The 16,828-nt window shown below is 39.0% G+C and carries 16 protein-coding genes; 14 read left to right on the top strand and 2 right to left on the bottom strand.

Annotation, left to right across the window (positions count from 1 at the left end; genetic code table 11):
- Positions 1-83 precede the first annotated feature (83 nt).
- Positions 84-1,547, bottom strand: a complete 1,464-nt coding sequence (locus IGI37_RS15310) for a helix-turn-helix domain-containing protein (protein ID WP_438762929.1) — start codon at positions 1,545-1,547, stop codon at positions 84-86.
- Between the two features lie 305 nt (positions 1,548-1,852).
- On the opposite strand from IGI37_RS15310, the gene IGI37_RS15305 reads away from it, so the two are divergent.
- From IGI37_RS15305 to IGI37_RS15285, 5 genes are all read left to right on the top strand, one after another.
- Positions 1,853-2,182, top strand: coding sequence for an LPXTG cell wall anchor domain-containing protein (locus tag IGI37_RS15305; RefSeq protein WP_438762928.1), 330 nt, complete (start codon positions 1,853-1,855; stop codon positions 2,180-2,182).
- Positions 2,179-2,745 (top strand): WxL domain-containing protein, encoded by a 567-nt coding sequence (locus tag IGI37_RS15300; RefSeq protein ID WP_438762927.1) that lies wholly within the window; start codon positions 2,179-2,181, stop codon positions 2,743-2,745. Before IGI37_RS15305 ends, IGI37_RS15300 begins: the two co-directional genes overlap by 4 nt.
- A 22-nt stretch (positions 2,746-2,767) precedes the next feature.
- Positions 2,768-3,421, top strand: coding sequence for a WxL domain-containing protein (locus tag IGI37_RS15295; protein ID WP_438762926.1), 654 nt, complete (start codon positions 2,768-2,770; stop codon positions 3,419-3,421).
- A gap of 70 nt (positions 3,422-3,491) precedes the next feature.
- A complete protein-coding gene (locus IGI37_RS15290) occupies positions 3,492-4,223 on the top strand; it encodes a WxL domain-containing protein (protein WP_438762925.1) in 732 nt (243 codons plus the stop codon).
- Positions 4,224-4,265: 42 nt separating this feature from the next.
- The gene (locus IGI37_RS15285; protein ID WP_438762924.1) at positions 4,266-5,072 is read left to right on the top strand and encodes a DUF916 and DUF3324 domain-containing protein; all 807 of its coding nucleotides are present in this window, start codon (positions 4,266-4,268) and stop codon (positions 5,070-5,072) included.
- A 153-nt stretch (positions 5,073-5,225) separates the two neighbouring features.
- On the opposite strand, the gene IGI37_RS15280 is transcribed toward IGI37_RS15285, so the two are convergent.
- The gene (locus IGI37_RS15280; RefSeq protein ID WP_438762923.1) at positions 5,226-6,347 is read right to left on the bottom strand and encodes an IS4 family transposase; all 1,122 of its coding nucleotides are present in this window, start codon (positions 6,345-6,347) and stop codon (positions 5,226-5,228) included.
- 118 nt (positions 6,348-6,465) lie between these two features.
- Between IGI37_RS15280 and IGI37_RS15275 the strand changes: the two genes are divergently transcribed.
- The 9 genes from IGI37_RS15275 to dptF all read left to right on the top strand — a co-directional run bounded on the left by IGI37_RS15275 (position 6,466) and on the right by dptF (position 16,828).
- A complete protein-coding gene (locus IGI37_RS15275) occupies positions 6,466-6,756 on the top strand; it encodes a WxL protein host-binding domain-containing protein (RefSeq protein ID WP_438762922.1) in 291 nt (96 codons plus the stop codon).
- A 38-nt stretch (positions 6,757-6,794) separates the two neighbouring features.
- A complete protein-coding gene (locus IGI37_RS15270) occupies positions 6,795-9,314 on the top strand; it encodes a hypothetical protein (protein ID WP_438762921.1) in 2,520 nt (839 codons plus the stop codon).
- 154 nt (positions 9,315-9,468) lie between these two features.
- Entirely contained in the window at positions 9,469-9,651 is a 183-nt protein-coding gene (locus IGI37_RS15265; protein ID WP_438759490.1) for a hypothetical protein, read from the top strand.
- A gap of 1 nt (position 9,652) precedes the next feature.
- Positions 9,653-10,006, top strand: a complete 354-nt coding sequence (tnpB, locus tag IGI37_RS15260; RefSeq protein ID WP_438759491.1) for an IS66 family insertion sequence element accessory protein TnpB — start codon at positions 9,653-9,655, stop codon at positions 10,004-10,006.
- Between the two features lie 117 nt (positions 10,007-10,123).
- Complete coding sequence (tnpC, locus tag IGI37_RS15255; protein WP_438763561.1) at positions 10,124-11,725, top strand: IS66 family transposase; 1,602 nt, start codon at positions 10,124-10,126, stop codon at positions 11,723-11,725.
- Between the two features lie 270 nt (positions 11,726-11,995).
- Positions 11,996-12,484: a GNAT family N-acetyltransferase gene (locus IGI37_RS15250; protein ID WP_438762920.1), complete on the top strand. Its 489-nt coding sequence runs from the start codon at positions 11,996-11,998 to the stop codon at positions 12,482-12,484.
- Positions 12,485-12,495: 11 nt separating this feature from the next.
- Complete coding sequence (locus tag IGI37_RS15245; protein WP_438762919.1) at positions 12,496-13,077, top strand: GNAT family N-acetyltransferase; 582 nt, start codon at positions 12,496-12,498, stop codon at positions 13,075-13,077.
- A 200-nt stretch (positions 13,078-13,277) separates the two neighbouring features.
- Positions 13,278-14,357: an IS30 family transposase gene (locus tag IGI37_RS15240; protein WP_438762918.1), complete on the top strand. Its 1,080-nt coding sequence runs from the start codon at positions 13,278-13,280 to the stop codon at positions 14,355-14,357.
- 542 nt (positions 14,358-14,899) lie between these two features.
- Positions 14,900-16,828 (top strand): DNA phosphorothioation-dependent restriction protein DptF, encoded by a 1,929-nt coding sequence (gene dptF, locus IGI37_RS15235; RefSeq protein WP_438762917.1) that lies wholly within the window; start codon positions 14,900-14,902, stop codon positions 16,826-16,828.

Below are 16,828 nucleotides of genomic sequence, written 5' to 3'. Positions count from 1 at the left end.
TATCCGAACACACCATACTCTTGAATAAGTCTAGTTATAAGCGCTAATGAGCCCGCCCCTGCTTCACCGAAAAGTCGTTTTTGTTACTCAAACTCAGGTAGTCCTTTTGTCTGACTGAGTGTTTCTAACATTTGCTCAATCTGTGCCATGTCGACAGGAAATAGTCTTGAACGGACAAATACGATTGGCAGGTTTTGGGGGAGTGATAGGTCGCAGGCTGGCACGGTACTTATAATCAAATCGGCTTTTTCGAGTTCAGAAACGAAATGGAGTTTGAACTTATTGCTCAATGTAAAGAGGATATATTGTTTCATATGAGCGATAAAAATATCATTCAAATCGGATAAAAGATAAACCTTTATTTCTTTAAAAAAATAATCCAAGGGTAATAGTACTTGAAACAAAAGGAAGTTGAATCCTTTTAAAGGCAAGATTTCCTCTTGTCTTCCATTTTTGAAGCGTTCCCAAAAATGTTTGAATTCTTTTAAATGGCCTACTGAAGTTTGCCGAAGCATCCCAAGGTAATAATGAGAATACGCTTGAAGAGCCTCTGAATCTGTGATGGGTTCAAAATTGCAAAAGAGTGCGAGTATAAATTGTTGAAATAATTTTCTTTCGGCAAAGAGCCGCTGATCGTCGGATAAAGAAATAAGGCTAGTCTCGAATAAGTCAATCCAATCAGCGATGAAGGGAAACTTTTGATAGATTTCACGATTGGAGGGGACTAAAGAGAGTGGCAAGTCGAAAATACCAGCATGATAGACGAACATCATAAAAAATTCCCAACCTTCTTCTGTCCAATAATCCAAAAAAGCTGGTTTTTTAGGGATTTTGTGATAAGCAATTATGGTTGCTTCTTGTTGTGTAAAGGAGATTTTACGCTGTCTATAAGCACTTAATTCAAAAATATAGACCCAGATAGCGACCTGATTTGTATGAATGCTGTGTTGCGGTTGACCGAGGATATCGAAAATCTGCGTGGTTAATTTGACATAACGCTCAGGGGAGTGAATCCAGTCTATTGATGAAATTTGACGATGGATACTCCACAGAAAGAGGAAAAGGAAGACGCGTATTTTTTTATGGTCCCCCCTTAAAACCAGAAACTTGGTTCCAGATATATAGATGCCAAATACTTCTAAAAATGCATTAATCGGTCGGATTTTTTTGCGAAGGTTAGAATCACTTACGCCTAGTTCATCTTGGAGTTTAGGAACGGAAACAGTTCCTTCCAAAATAAGTGCTCGAATAATTTGATAACTAATGTCCTTTGTGTAGAGATAGGTGTAGAAACGATGAAGGTCAATGACCCCTCTTTCTAGACGGATTCCGTCATGTTGATTAATGAGTAAACGGATTTTATGAGATTCGTCTGAGTAAATTTCATTAAAAATTGATTGGATTTCTTTGCAACATTTTAATAGTTTACTGATGCTGACATGCCCCAGCTTCAGTTTTAGTTCACTTGCAGTCAAAAATTGAGATTCTTGATCGAGAATATCGACAATATTTCTTTTTAAAACGGTTTCCTTTTCTAAGCCAAACATAATGAGAGGACCTCCTGTAACTTCAAATTTATTGAAGTTTTTTTGAATAGTTGAGAGACTACATAATAATTAGTATTTTTTTATGATTATAACAATCAAATATTTTTTGACAGGCAGTTGAATAGAAATATAATAAATTACTTTAGTTCTTTAATTATCCGAAAACGTGTTTCTGTTAGGTAATATTTAGCATGTTCAATCAGCAATTTAGCGTGTATCCTCTACATGAGTATGCTCAACCCTAGAGGTGTTTTCATTTGGTGGGAGGATGTATTTGATGAGTTTGGAAAGGAGAGCGCTTTTTTATGAAGAAAAATTATCGCAGGATTTTTTTGCTGCTGTTGATTTCTCTTTTTCTTGTTCGAGGAAGTCCAATTTATGCAGAGGAGGGAAATTATGGGGAGAGTCGTGCGAGTATTACTTTTTACGGAAGTTTACCGCCGTCTCCTGACCACCAGATTCCGGATGGTTCGAAACCAGTGACGAATCCGCCAAAAACAAAGGATAGGCAGTCGCCTAAAAGGTTGCCTAAAACCGGAGAAAGGCCATCCTATTATCCGATTATTTACGGTAGTTTGTTACTTTTAAAAGGTGGCTACTGGTTGATTGGAAAGAGAAAAGAGGCGATTGAGTGAAAAAAATTTGTTTTGGAGGCGCTCTCTTATTGTTCGTTCTCCTTATGAGTCAGCCTTCTTTAGCAGCCCAAGAGATCACTCAGCCACAAATCAGTATCATTGGCAACTCGTCGGCTGATAAATTGACGATGGCCTCTCCACCTGCTTTTCATTTTGGCAAGTTTGAGATAACAGATTCTCCCTTAGTTCTAAAAGCCAAGGGTGATTCAGATTTACAAGTTATCGATACGCGAGGTCTAGGAAGTGGTTGGCAAGTTCAAACAAAAATTAGTGCCTTTGAAAGTGCTTCTCACAATTCGTTGACAGGTGTCGCGATGACCCTAGAAGCAACAGCGGTCAAGGCAACAGATCCAGAGAATCAAAGTGCGCCACCGAAAACGACCAGAATTCAGTTAAATGAGTCTTCTCAAACGATTTTTTTAGCAGATAAAATGGCTGGACTTGGAGGATGGCAAGCAGATTTTTCATCGAAGGAGAGTCTTCAATTAGTTATTCCTTCAGGCAATCGACCAGGAAATTATTCAGCAACCTTTACATGGGAGCTAGTAGATGTCCCACAATAAAATTAAATGGAGAGTGTATATTATGAAAACAAAAACATTACTTGGCGCAACATTACTTACAGTAGGCGTATTACTACCGACTGCTATCGTGCAGGCAGAAACGACCGTACCAACACCTGAAACGACCCAAGGAACAGTTGGATTGATTGTTAATCCAGATACAGATCACCCAGGTGCTGGCGATGGAGATGGTGGAGATACTGGTCAAAAAGGTGACTTTACACTTGACCATACCGTTTCTTATGATTTTGGTCAACAGGCAATTGATGGCAAGAAAATGACGCTAAATGCCACACAAGAAAAACCCTACGTTCAAGTCACTGACTTACGTGAACAATCAAGTGGCTGGCAATTACTAACGAAAATTACGGAGTTTAAGACCGCTGATGAAACCAATCCAAAAGTTCTTTCTGGTGCGCAGTTAACTTTGCCAATGGGGACTGCAGAAGCCGTAGATGATACAAATACCTCAGCTAAACCAACAACGGCACAGGTCGTCTTAAACAGTGAAGACGGCACCCTATTTGGAGCTAACGCTAATGCAGGGGTCGGTTCATGGATGGATAAAATGTATGATACGCCAACAACTCTCTATATTCCAGCCGGTGCGACTCCAGGAGCGTACTCAGCAACGATTACATGGACACTTCAAGATGCGCCTAGTGGGACACTATAGAATCCCTCTTTATGTACGACAGGCTAGTTAGGAGATAGGGAAAATAATCAGATGTTAGGAGAAAATAAGGATGAAAAATAAACGCCTAGTAGGGGTGAGCGCTTGTCTATTCCTAGGAATATCTTTAAACGCTTCTTCAATAGAAGTGTTTGCCGATGCATCCCAGTCACCTGAAGTTAGTGTCACAACGGGAACGGTGGTATTTACGCCGAATACAGACCCAACGCAACCTTTAGATCCGAATGACCCAAACCAACCAGCGGATCCTGAGCATCCAACAGACCCAGCAGATCCTAATAATCCTGGGACTGGAAACAATGGCCCATTATCCATAGACCACCTTTCTAATATTACGTTTGGCAGACATCAAGTGAATGGTTCTGAGACCACCTTTAAGTCAATTAACAAAGATCCCTACGTTCAGGTCAGTGACACCAGAGAAAATGCAGATGGTTGGACGGTTACTGTGGCGATGACTCAGCCGTTTACAGGAGAAAATCAAGCAACAGTAAAGGGAACGACTATGAATTGGCAAAATGGTACGATAAAAACGCCCTCTGGAAATACCAATGGCGCACCAGTCGGCAATAATATTTCATTAGACGCTGATGGGTCATCCGTTGTTTTATTAAAAGCTGAAGCGAATACAGGACAGGGGACTTGGCTAGATGTCTTTTTCGGTGGAGCAGAAGATGGGAAAACGGAGAACCAATATGTTACGTTGACGGTTCCAGGAGGACAAGCGACTTCGCAATCTTATCAAGCCGAGATTACTTGGACTTTATCAAGTACCCCACTATAATCGTTTCAACGAACTGGACCTAAATTTGGAGGAGTATTCTATATGCGTTTCAACAGATTAATCACAAGTACTATCTTTGTCTCTATCACAGGCATTATCACTATCTTGCTCGTTTTATTTGGGCTGGTAGGCTGGACAACGACAACACAAGCAGCAGAAACAGACGATATGGCCTACACTGTCACGGCGAAGATTCCTGATTCACAAGTCAACCCTGATGTTTCCTATTTTGACCTTCAATTAAGTCCAGCAAGTAAAGAGACTATTTTTATTCATATCAAGAATTCAGGGAAGGAGAAGGGAACGTATCATATTCTCCTAAATCAAGCGGGAACCAATAAAAATGGTGTGATTGATTATAGCGGCAGTCAAACGCAACTTGATGACTCCCTACAAAACAAACTAGCAGATATTGTTTCGCCAATAGAAAAAGAAATTACACTTGCGCCTGGAAAGGAAATGGATGTGCCTTTTGACATCACTATGCCTGCAAAAAAATTTGAAGGAATTATTCTAGGCGGATTTTATGTTCAGAAAAAAGTCAAAGAAGAGAAAACGACCGATGAAAATGTGATGATTAAAAATCGTTATGCTTTTGTTGTCGGGTTGTCTCTTCAAAACGAAGAAACCCAAGTTAAACCTGATCTGCAATTACTCGATGCTACTGCGGGATTGGATAATTCCTATACATCCGTTCTTGCCAATTTACAAAACCCGACAGCCACAATTATTCATAAGTTAGCCCTTCAAGCGACGATTACCAAAAAGGGCCAACAGGACGTTTTGTATCAAGTAGATAAGAGTAATATGGCGATGGCTCCTAATTCTAATTTTAATCTGCCTCACTAGTGTTGCGCAAATATAGTCAGAATAATCTGAAAACTATCTTTCGCTAAAATTTAAAAAAAAGTCGAATGCTTACGCAAGGGATGACTTTTTTCCAGAAAATTTTGGTCGTATTTAACTGAATCCTAAAAGCGTCGACAACGTATTTAGTCAAAATCACCCGGGTCTGTGGCGCTCTAACCAGATTTCTGCAGGCTCAAAACGTAGATAATGAAATGAGCGCTTTAACTGGAAAAGTGTCGCTACCGAATTCAATTCGATCTTTACCAAATAGGTTAACAGCGTCGCGATAAGGGTGAGAATCACTTGATTAATTGCACCTTGTTCGCTTCGTGAGTAAAGTTGCTTGATTGCCAGATTCTGTTTTAAATGTTTGAAAAACAGCTCAATTTGCCAACGTGCTTGATACATGTCGGCGACTTCATTTGGCGAAATATCAAAACGATTGGTAACGATTCGCAAGAGACGTTGACCTTTCGTCAAAACGGTCACAAGACGAAATCGTTCGGTGACGTGATTGTTTCCGCCGCCTAAAATGACGTGTTGATCACTGATAAGTTGACCGTCTGTTGTTTTTGGATTCACGAGTTCAATTTGTTCTAAGACTGTAATCGTCGTATTGGATTTTGTTCGTGTCACAAAGAAATAACCGTCATTGTGCAGGCGATCCAGCAGTTTGTAATCAAAATAGCCGCGATCCACAACATAGGTCGCTTCTGTTTTGTCCACTAAACATTCGAAATGATTCCGGTCATGTTCTTCGGCATTAGTAATCGTAAAATGTTCTGGGTATTGATTGGTTTTGTCCAGATAACAGAGGTTCAAATGAAGCTTGATACCTGCTTTAGTTTTCCGAAAATTTGCCCATGGAAACCGCGTCTTATTCAACGGGATCGTGGTTGAATCAACAAGTTGAAGGCTAGTTGTTTTTGAACTTGGTCGTTCTTTTGCCACTTTCTGAGCCAACTGCGCAAAGATCTCCATTAGAACTTCTTGACTGATTTCAGGAATTTTACGAGAAAGTGAACTGTAGCACAGCGAATCTATGCCTATTTCTTGGCGAAGACTTCGATCCATAAAGGATCTGTCCATTTCGCGAAAGCTTGGAAGCTCTTCATAAACGGCATGTAACAGAACTTTAATTGTGGTCGTGAAGTCCAGTTTTTTACTGTAAGAATTAAATTGTTGCATCCAATTTTTGGCTTCTTCCGATAAATTATTCAAATTTATTGAAGAAAACCATTTCTGAAATGAAGTTTTTGAGTTATACTTATCCATGTTGTGGTCCTTTTTATTGGTCTTGGATAAGTCATCCAAGAGTAGTATAAAGGATTTTTTTTTGTCTGGATAGCTTTATATCAAGTTTTAGATAGGTTGAGGAGTCTTTGCAACACTAGTGAATCTGCCTATCTCAATGAACAAGGAAGCCATTCAATCAGGGACCTATACAGTTCATGTCAAAGCATCCGCCGAGGATAAAAAATATACATGGGAACTGACGAAGGATTTTACGATTCAAGCTGAAAAAGCCAAAAAATTGAACGCGGAAGCAGTAGAAGTCAAAAAAGATAATTCTTTATGGATTTATCTGGGGATTGGACTCCTTATCTTGCTATTAATAATTATTATTTCCTTAATCATCAAATTACGCCAGAGTAAAAAAGATAATGCTCACTCTGAGCAATAAAGGAGAAGAATAGTTCGCGTTATAAGGGGATGATTCAAATGAGACGCTTAGTAAAAGGAATGGTCTGTCTACTGGTGTGGGCAATTATTTTCCCCAGCCAAGCAGTCGGTCTATCTGTATCTTGCAGACAGGCGAGTAGGCAGATGGGGTCTGGTAATTTCCAAGTAGCTTCACCACTTTCTAATCAAACAAATCAGAGTCAGCTGGCTAATCAATTAGGCACACCGTTAGCAGAAGGCTTCAGTGACTCAAAATCTATCCAGATGTTTGGCAATCGTGCCAAGCTGACATTATCTGTCGCCAAAACAGGCAGTAGTACCTCTACCTCTGTTGGTGATAAGGTCCATGTCGATGTGACACTTGAAAAGTTAGATATGGGCGAGTTGAACGGTCATGAAAGTAGTATGATGATTGTTCCTTATCCTAATGAAGAACAAGGCTTTACAATGACTCAAGGGGCCGAAATTAATTTTTCGAGTGCGTATGGTGAAAATACAACGTTGGCACCTTTGTCAGGTTCAGATCTCCAAACGGTGTTGATGTTCTATGCGGCTTCTAGAGGGCTGGATTTGGACACAATCACGGGGACTGCGACGCAAACTCCTGAGATGGGTGGGGGTGCAGGACAATCAATTTTTGAAAACCTCATTCTAACAGGAGATAAGATCACTGTAAGTTACGAGAGTGAGATTACGGAAGCAGCGATTGGAAAGGATTCATTTACATTGGCGAGTGGATTTTATGACAGTGCGGGGACAGGTGATTTTACAGGAGATTTAAGTATCACTTTGCCAGGAAACAAAATCACTGATTGGAATTTACAGCTTGATGATGAGGAGCTTTCGATGGTTGTTGACCCCAAGGATAGTCAAACATTGATTCATTCTGAAACAGGCAACTGGGCGAACTATCCGGGAAATAAGACAGCCTCTTTGGCCTATCAAGTTGACAATGGAGAGCTCCAAAACGTTCCCTCCGCTGATTTGAATCAGGCGGAAAAAACCTTCAACACCTCCTTTGATTTGTCAAAATCAGATCAACCCATCACACAAGATGGTGAGCATACAGTGACGTTTTTTATGACCATTGATGGAATTACTGAAGAAGATAGCGTACTTGATCATGTGACGCTCGTGAAGAACAGTCCGCCGACTCTATCGTTGAGTCCAACTGATGTGACTATGGAACAGAATGAGACGGGCGTGTATAACGTGACTCTAAAAGGGCTTTTTAAGGATGCCGATAGTGATCAGGTGATTCTTTCGGGAAATTATTCAGATAACACGGCCATTGCCTTAACGGATAATACCTTTACCAATGAAAATAAAGGGCAGGACACGACGTTTTCAGCAAGCTTTAAAACAACAGCCGGAAAACTTAAAACAGGAGCCAATCAACTCACTTTTTGGCTGAAGGATAATGAGGGGGCAAACTCTGAGATGGTGGTTTATACCCTTACGATTGTTGAAAAACAGAACGATCCGCCAAAACTGACCTTAGATTATAGTCAAGTGGGTTTGTATGAATCGGCTTCTGGAATCTATAAGTTTACTATAAAAGGTGTCTGGAATGACAAGGATAGCGACAGTGTAACTATTGAAGGCAAGTATCCAGATAATTCGGCCATCCATCTGTCTAATAATACCTACTCTAATAAGAATAAAGGAACAGATACTACATTTAGTCTGGATATTGAAACAGAGGCTGGGAAGTTAAAACTGGATTCCAACGTGTTAAAATTTATCGTGGTAGATAATGATAAAGGAACTTCAGAAGCTGTCGAATTTACCGTGAATATAGGAAAAAAGCCTAATCACGCGCCAGTGTTACACGTTGATAAAACAAACTATGAACTCATTCGTCAAGAGTCAGGAACCTATGATTTCACTATTGAAGGTCTCTGGTCAGATCAAGATAGTTCCACGGTCAAACTTCAAGGGACGTATAAAGACAACACGACATTTACGAGCGACACTTATCCGAATGAACATAAAGGACAGGATACGCCGTTTCATTTGACGATGGCCGTGCCTGTGGAGAAGCTAAATGGTGAGGGCAATAACCATATTATGCTTGAGGCGATTGACGAAGAAGGGGCGGTCTCTCAAGTGATTATGCTGAAATTCACGATTACGGAGGGAACTATTCAGTTTGAAAAGGTTGCTGAGACCGCGAGTTTCCAACCGACTGCCCTTTCTCTTAATGAAGTTATAAGCCAGCATAACAACGATTGGGTAGTTGCCATTAGCGATACCACAAAACCAGCTAATGATCTGCCCACCTGGCGACTAGAGGCCACACAAGAAGCAGCGTTGGCAGATGAGACTACGCAACATAGCCTTTCTTCAACGATTCAATATAAGCAGTCAAACGGAGAAGTCACCCCACTAGAAATCGGGGTTCCTATCCCCATCGACATGCACCAAGACACGACAGACAAATCGAAATATGATTTAGGGTGGACAGAGACAACCGGTTTCCAGTTGCCAGTTAAAAGTAGCGAGTACGCAGGAAACTACACGACGACTGTCAACTGGACGATCGTCGAAGCGCCGTAGTGAGTGCAATGTATAAGTAGAAAAAGACAGCCTTCGGGGTGTCTTTTTCTCTCTCTTGAGATGCTTAGACAGTAAGTGCCTAATAACTAGGTACCTATAATCAAGCGACACCTCCGGGTATACTTGGCTTAACAAGTAAATTGGAGGTGTTTGTTTGACCAAGACAAACGAAATTGTACCCATTCAGCTTCATACGCAGCCAGACCAGAAACAAAATCAGAAAGTAGCGAGTGCGAAGCTAGCTGCACGAATAAAAAGAAAAGATGGCTCTGAAATACATCTTTATAATGGTATCAGTAGTTATATTCTTGCCGCAGTGCTTAGGGAGTTGAGATGACGTGCTTCTTGATTTCACTAAAGTAAAGAACTTGTATATCGTCACTGGGAAAACAGACCTTCGTCGTGGAATTGACGGATTGGCGAGTCTCATCCAACAAGAGTACGAGCTAGATGTTTATTCAGATGCCCTCTTCCTTTTTTGCGGTAATCGATGTGATCGTTTCAAAATTTTGTATTGGGATGGTGACGGCTTCCTCTTATGTTATAAAAGGATTCAAGATGGCCGACTCAAGTGGCCTAGAAAAAAAGAAGAGGTTCGACAACTAACTAGTCAACAAATTCGTTGGTTATTTGAAGGGTTGGACATCGATCAACCCAGGGCGATAAAGCCAGGGAAAAGAGGCCAATTCTAATAGATAAAAACCGTAATAAACATTGATTTAATGCGGTTTTTATCTGTTTTTTTGTTCTGAAAAATGGTATAATAAAGGGAAGAAAAATAGATAGAATGGTGGTGGATTTTTTTGGATATATCGACAGATGTAAGTTCAACAAATAACGTTGAGATTGATGTAAATGTCTTACTTGAACTTTTAAAAAATCAGACTGAAACGATTGATTCTCTAAAGAAAACCAACCAAGCATTAACCACCGAAATTCAACTACTGAATGAAAAACTCAACTACTTTATGAATCGCCAATTCGGGCGCTCAAAGGAAACTATTTCCTCAGATGTTAGTGGTCAATTAAATTTATTCACAGAGGAACTCGAAGAGGCCTCTATATTTACCGTACCCAAAGAAGAAAAACCGGCCCCTGAAAAAAAGTCTAAAAGGAAGAGTGGCCAAAAAGCTGAGAAAATCGCGCACCTTCCTTTAACTGAAATACACCATGAACTTCCACAAGAAGAACGTTCTTGTGAACATTGTGGTACTCAAATGATTGATATCGGTACAACAAAATTACGTGAAGAGGTCCGATTCCATCAAGCAATGTTGGATCGATTGGCTCACATTCAACACACTTATTGTTGTAAGGCATGTGAAAAGGCAGATGTTTCTTCCTATAAGAAGGCACCTGTTCCTAAACCAGTCGTCCCAAATAGTTTAGGCTCAAACAGTATTATTGCGGAAACAATCCGTCTAAAATTCGGTCAAAAAAGTCCAGCGAATCGCCAAGAAATTTATTGGCGAGAAACACTCGGACTCGATATCTCACGCGATAATATGACAAACTGGCATATCAAAGCTTGTCATCATGCGTTAGATCCGGTTGCCGAACGATTCAAACATTATTTGAATCAAGAAGAGATTCTTCATGCAGACGAGACGAGCTATCAAGTGATTCAGAGTAAAAAAGCAAAAACCTATTACTGGCTCTTCTCAACCGGGAAACATAGTGCACAGCCTATTGCCTATTACCATCATGCAGAGTCTAAATCTGGGACAGTACCGAAAGAGTTTTTGTCTGACTTTAAGGGGTATCTTCATTGTGATGGCTATGCAGGGTATAATTATGTAACGGATGTGAAGCTCGTCTATTGCCTTGCGCACGCACGTCGAAAGTTTTTTGAAGCCATTCCAAAAAATGGTAAGGCCGAACAAACGCCAGCAGTTGTCGCCGTGAAGATGCTTGACATCTGGTTCGAGCTAGAACGCAAATGGAAGGAAGTCACCATTGAGGAACGTTTTGATAAGCGTCAAGCTTATCTGAAGCCATTGGTGAACAACTTTTATGAATGGCTAGATACGTTCGTTGCGGTCCCAAAATCGAAGCTAGAGAATGCCGTTGAGTATGTACGGAAGATACGAAGCGGATTTGAGCGAATCTTTGAGGATGGACGATTGGAATTAAGTAATAATTTGGCCGAGCGTCATATAAAAGAGCTGGTGATTGGGCGAAAAAATTACATGCATTCCTGTAGCTTGGAAGGCGCACGAACATCAGGCGTCATTTTGAGTATCTATCGAACGGCAGTAGCCAATGGTCTCGACCCGATTCGATATATAGAATTCCTATTTGATCGAGTACCAAATATGGAAACTCAATCAGATGAAGGGTTGGACGCCTTACTTCCCTGGAAACCAGATGTTCAAGCATTATGTAGAACTACTTATAAACAGACCAAATAACCTAAGCTTAGTATAAGGCTTGGGCTATTTGGCGTGTAGGTACTATTTTATTAGGCACTTACCTTAGACAAACCGGTTATGTGGCTATCCCGGTGATCTTTCTCACAGGGGACAAATCGTCTGTAGGCTGGCTATAATAAATGTAGAAAGATGGTATACTATCTATAACAAAAATGGCCAATGACTCAGATTGTTTGGACAACAATTAGTATTAGTTACTTAGATTCGTTTACCTTGATTTGGAGTCAGTTGTACAAGGAGGGAAAGCACATGGAGATTCAGTTGATTAGATATGAGAAGCAGTATTTACCCGCGATTATAGAACTGTTTAATCACACGATTCAAAAGGTCAACTGTAAAGACTATAGTCAAGCCGAACTGAATGAGTGGAAACAAGAGAAACCAGATATTATTCGGTGGCATGAGAAGCTGTCCAATACGTATTGTTTATTAGCGATTGAAGAACAAACACTCGCAGGCTTTGGTAATATAACGCCTGAAGGGTATCTGGACCTCTTCTATATCTCTCATACTAAGATCCATCAAGGTCTTGGGCGTAAGATTTATGAAGCACTTGAAAGTTATGCACACTCAAAAAAGGCGCCTTTTATCTATACAGATTCCTCAATCACAGCAGTCCCGTTCTTCAAAAAGATGGGCCTAAAGGTTATTAGAAAACAAAACAATCAACGCAACGCAGAAAACTTAGTCAATTATCGAATGGAAAAGAAAAGGCCGATTGACTCACTTGAACAATAAAGGAGAACGCAATGATCATTGAAACAAAACGATTAATCCTTCGCAACTTTTCAGATAGTCAGGAAGACATAACCGCCCTGTTCGTTCTTCTATCTGACAAAAAGGTTAACCAGTATTTGCCATGGCATCCCGTAGAAACCAAGGAACAGGCGAAAGCATTCTATCAGAAACGTATCCGACCAAACTACGAAAAAGACTTAGGCTATCATCTAGCCATCTGTCTGAAAGAAGACAATACCCCGATTGGTTATGTCGGCGTCAGTCGAGAAGAAGGTCATGATTTTGGCTACGGACTTAGGAAAGAATTTTTGGGACAAGGATTAGTGACAGAAGCCAGTGCAGCCGTACTCGAATTCTTAAAATCCACAGATGTACCATTCATCACAGCAACACACGATATCAATAATGTAGGAAGCGGAAAAGTCATGCAAAAAATCGGCTTAGACTATAAATATTCGTACAAAGAGTTGTGGCAACCCAAAAACATCATGGTCACCTTCCGAATGTACCAGATGAACTTTGATCAAGAACAAACCCGAGTGTATATGGGATATTGGGAACGGTATCCAGAGCATTTTGTGGAGGAGGGGTGAGTTGGGGAGTGAAAGTGGGAAAATAATTATCGAAGGTAGATATGTATAAGTAGGTTTATAGGATGGTGTAGTAAAAGAATGTTGTATAAAAACGGCGGATTTTATAATGAACTTAGCCACCTAGGAAAATAAAAAAACGTCATCGTAAAATTTCATGTATTATTGAAGTTCCTACACAATCAATAAAGGATGAATTTACGATGACGCAAACTGAGAATACCACAGAATCACGCAAAGGAAAACACCTAAGTTACGAAGAACGAGTAAAAATTGAAGCTTGGAAACAATTAGACAAGCCGTTGTCCAATCGAGAAATTGCCAAACAGCTTGGTCGAGCGCCTCAAACGATCCATACAGAGATCAAAGATGGACTGGCTCGTCAAATTCGCCGGCAAAAGCAGAATGGAAAAATATATGAGTATGCCTCCGTTCAATACTTTGCTAGCACGGGACAAGAAGCTTATGAACAGGCAAGAAAGAATTCTCGTAAACCTGCGAAGTGGCTTCAAGCGCCGAATTTCATGGCTTACGCAGATCATCAGATGAAGAAAAATAGTTGGTCGCCTGATGTCGTAGTTGCCGAAGCTAAGAGAGGGAACTTATTCCCGAACGAGAAAATCCCCTGCACGACCACCATGTATAACTACATTGATTTCGGCTTGATGACCACTCGAAATATTGACTTATGCCTTAAAACACGTCGGAATACCAAACCTGCTCGAAATCGTAAGAACAGAACGATTCTAGGTGAGTTAATTGAAAAGCGTCCAGATATTGTTGAGCGTCGCGAACGATTTGGTGATTGGGAAATTGATACAGTCAATGGATTGAGAACGAAAACTGACCAAGCCTTGTTAACCTTAACAGAAAGAAAAACACGCTACGAAGTCATCATTAAGATTGATGGAAAAGCTGCGAACCCTGTCAATCAGGCGCTCAATACGTTGAGAGAAGCTGCTGGGAAACATTTCCATTTATTATTCAAGACGATTACTTCTGATAATGGAACGGAATTCTCTGGGCTTTCTGAGTTACTCAAAGGCGTTACAGACGTCTATTTTACGCATCCGTATTCTTCTTGGGAACGAGGGACAAATGAAAATCATAATGGCATTATCCGACGTTTCATACCAAAAGGTACGCGCATGAGTGATGTGCCTTTATCAACTGTGCGTAAGGTCCAGGACTGGATGAATAATCTTCCAAGGAAAATCCTTGGTTATGCGACACCGCGAGAACGTTTCTTGGAAGAAATGTCTAAATTGACTTTAGATGTCTGAGCGCCGTACAAGCTTGACAATGAGTCTCCTAGGGCATGAATATGGTTGGGCGATTCTTCGGTCTACACTCAGAACTTTTGCCCAACACTGCTAGGTGCAGTTACCATGCCCTAGCTCATTGTCAAGCTTGTACTTGTACGACGAAAAATTAAATAATGAGGAAATTTCAATAAGTGGCTAACTTGCACTTGAAATTTGCGGTTGTATAAAAACTCATCATTTTTTGCTAGAAAATATAATCATGTGAGTTAGACTAATATGTCGCTTTAGATTTATGAAATATAGCAGATTTTTCGTGACTTATTTGATAAACTAATAATAAGATATTCTTGGAAACGTTTAATTAGATTCATAGATAAATTCAGGTTTTAAAAGCTGTACTTCAATCGAAATAGAAAATAATATTAGTGGAGGTTTATGACTGTTCGTAATTTTTTAACATTAGTTTTCTATAATACATGATTAATGCTAACAAGTTGGAAACAAAGTATTTTTTTAACCAAAGACTATAATTGAAACAAAACATGAATGGGAGATAAGATATGGGAGTTAAGAATAATACGCACTTTAGTGCGATGGCGCGAAATTTATATGAATTGATATCAAAAAAATATAATGTCCAAAAAGGTGAGTTCTCAAGAGATGCACTGACCAGTCTAGGTCTTACCTTGTCGAATAATCTGAAATCAATATCATTTGATGAGGGAAATAAAATAGTGAATGTTTCAAGAACTCTAATAAGTATCTCGGAAGAGGGGTATACAGTAACTAATCAAGAATTAGATGAGTTGAAAGAACTCTATGACTATTTTAAATTCGTGGATAAGGATAAGCAATCTAAAACGAGTAAGCTAGAAACCTTATTTAGAAAGCTATCCATGCAGTCGAAAGATGCAATTGTGAATGAGAACGAATTTGATGATTTTAAAGAATACATGCATATTAAGAGAGAGATTGAGAGTGAATTTGAAGATGCATTAGAAAACCATCTTCAAAAGCATAACAAAAGTATACTCTTTGTTGTAGGGAATGTTGGTGATGGAAAGAGTCATATTCTTTCTTATATGATGAAGAAGTACCCGACAACTTTTGCTGATTATAAGATTAAAATTCATAATGATGCAACTGAAACTGATTCACCTGTGAGTACAGCACTAGAAACTATGAAACGCATTTTAAGGCCTTTTTCAGATGGAGATATAGACAATAATAATGAAGATAGGCTTGTGGTAGCAATTAATCTAGGAATACTGACAAATTTAATTGAGGAACTGAAAAAAGATGGAGGTTTCAGTATTATTGTCGAATTTCTAGAGAAATCCCAAATTTTATCAAGTAGGACTATTTCTGGAGAAGTGAATTCAAGATTTAAAATTATTTCATTTACTGAACAAACAAATTTTCAATTAGTTAATGGAAAAGTTGAAAGTGTGTTTTATGAAGAAGTTATCAATAAAATATATAGTAAATCACCAGAGAATCCCTTCTATAGCGCATACTTAGAGGATTTGGAAAATGGCTTAAATAAGTTATTACATATAAATTATGAATACATGTTACGCAAAGATTTCCAAAGGACAATTATTTATCTTCTGACAAGATCAGAGATTGAGTATAAAACTATTATATCTGCACGGATGTTATTTAATTTCTTTTTTGATATTTGTATGCCTCGAGATGTTAAGAGTAATTATGATTCCTATCTGCCTTATCTACTTTTTAAGAGTGCGAATCGTTCTGAGTTGCTCACATTAATTAATACTCTGGATCCTATGAGAAATCAAACAAGAAAAATTGATGAAACTTCTATAGAACTATATCATGCACCAAATACATTTAAGAAGATATCTGAGTTACTAGGCGATGAATCTGAAACATTTTATAAAATTTTCCAATCTTTTAAAGACAAACAAGAAAGATTTGATAATTTTATCAATACCTATCTACGTATTAAGTTTTTAATGGATTATGAAAATGAATTATTTGATAACTCACTATTCGAAAAGTACTTAGAGTTTTATTCGATAGTTCAAAATGAGAGTCAGGCAGAAGCACTGTTTGAATTAGTTAATGAATCGTTTTCTAAATGGCATGGTGATAGTGGCCTCGAAGGTTATATAATTAAAAATCCCGGAAAAGGAAGAGTTAAAGTATTAGTTGAAATTATTCTAACCCCATTAGAGAATTTTATTTCGGGAACAGGAATAGGATTGCAGTTTGATGTAAACAATGAAGTATATGAGATTATCATCGATTATCGGACTTTTGAAATATTATCAAAATTAAATAAAGGGTACTTTTTAAAAGAAGAGGACCGTCAAATTGCAATTAAATTTGATTTATTTGTAAGTAGAATAGTAAATTCAGCGAAAGTTATGAATAAGAATATTTTATTGGATTTAACAACTCAGAACAGATATGAGCTAAAGCAATTTATGAATAAAATTACTTTATCGAAAGGAAAAGTATAA

Source organism: Enterococcus sp. AZ194, from assembly GCF_051713825.1.
Lineage (GTDB): Bacteria > Bacillota > Bacilli > Lactobacillales > Enterococcaceae > Enterococcus_K.
Note: the sequence above shows the minus strand (reverse complement) of the source record. Positions and strands in the feature narration are given on the sequence as shown.

Bases quoted from the DNA above. Each gene is read 5' to 3' on its own strand.
- IGI37_RS15310 (WP_438762929.1), bottom strand. From the start codon at position 1,547: ATGTTTGGCTTAGAAAAGGAAACCGTTTTAAAAAGAAATATTGTCGAT.
- IGI37_RS15305 (WP_438762928.1), top strand. From the start codon at position 1,853: ATGAAGAAAAATTATCGCAGGATTTTTTTGCTGCTGTTGATTTCTCTT.
- IGI37_RS15295 (WP_438762926.1), top strand. From the start codon at position 2,768: ATGAAAACAAAAACATTACTTGGCGCAACATTACTTACAGTAGGCGTA.
- IGI37_RS15290 (WP_438762925.1), top strand. From the start codon at position 3,492: ATGAAAAATAAACGCCTAGTAGGGGTGAGCGCTTGTCTATTCCTAGGA.
- IGI37_RS15285 (WP_438762924.1), top strand. From the start codon at position 4,266: ATGCGTTTCAACAGATTAATCACAAGTACTATCTTTGTCTCTATCACA.
- IGI37_RS15280 (WP_438762923.1), bottom strand. From the start codon at position 6,347: ATGGATAAGTATAACTCAAAAACTTCATTTCAGAAATGGTTTTCTTCA.
- IGI37_RS15270 (WP_438762921.1), top strand. From the start codon at position 6,795: ATGAGACGCTTAGTAAAAGGAATGGTCTGTCTACTGGTGTGGGCAATT.
- IGI37_RS15250 (WP_438762920.1), top strand. From the start codon at position 11,996: ATGGAGATTCAGTTGATTAGATATGAGAAGCAGTATTTACCCGCGATT.
- IGI37_RS15245 (WP_438762919.1), top strand. From the start codon at position 12,496: ATGATCATTGAAACAAAACGATTAATCCTTCGCAACTTTTCAGATAGT.
- IGI37_RS15240 (WP_438762918.1), top strand. From the start codon at position 13,278: ATGACGCAAACTGAGAATACCACAGAATCACGCAAAGGAAAACACCTA.
- dptF (WP_438762917.1), top strand. From the start codon at position 14,900: ATGGGAGTTAAGAATAATACGCACTTTAGTGCGATGGCGCGAAATTTA.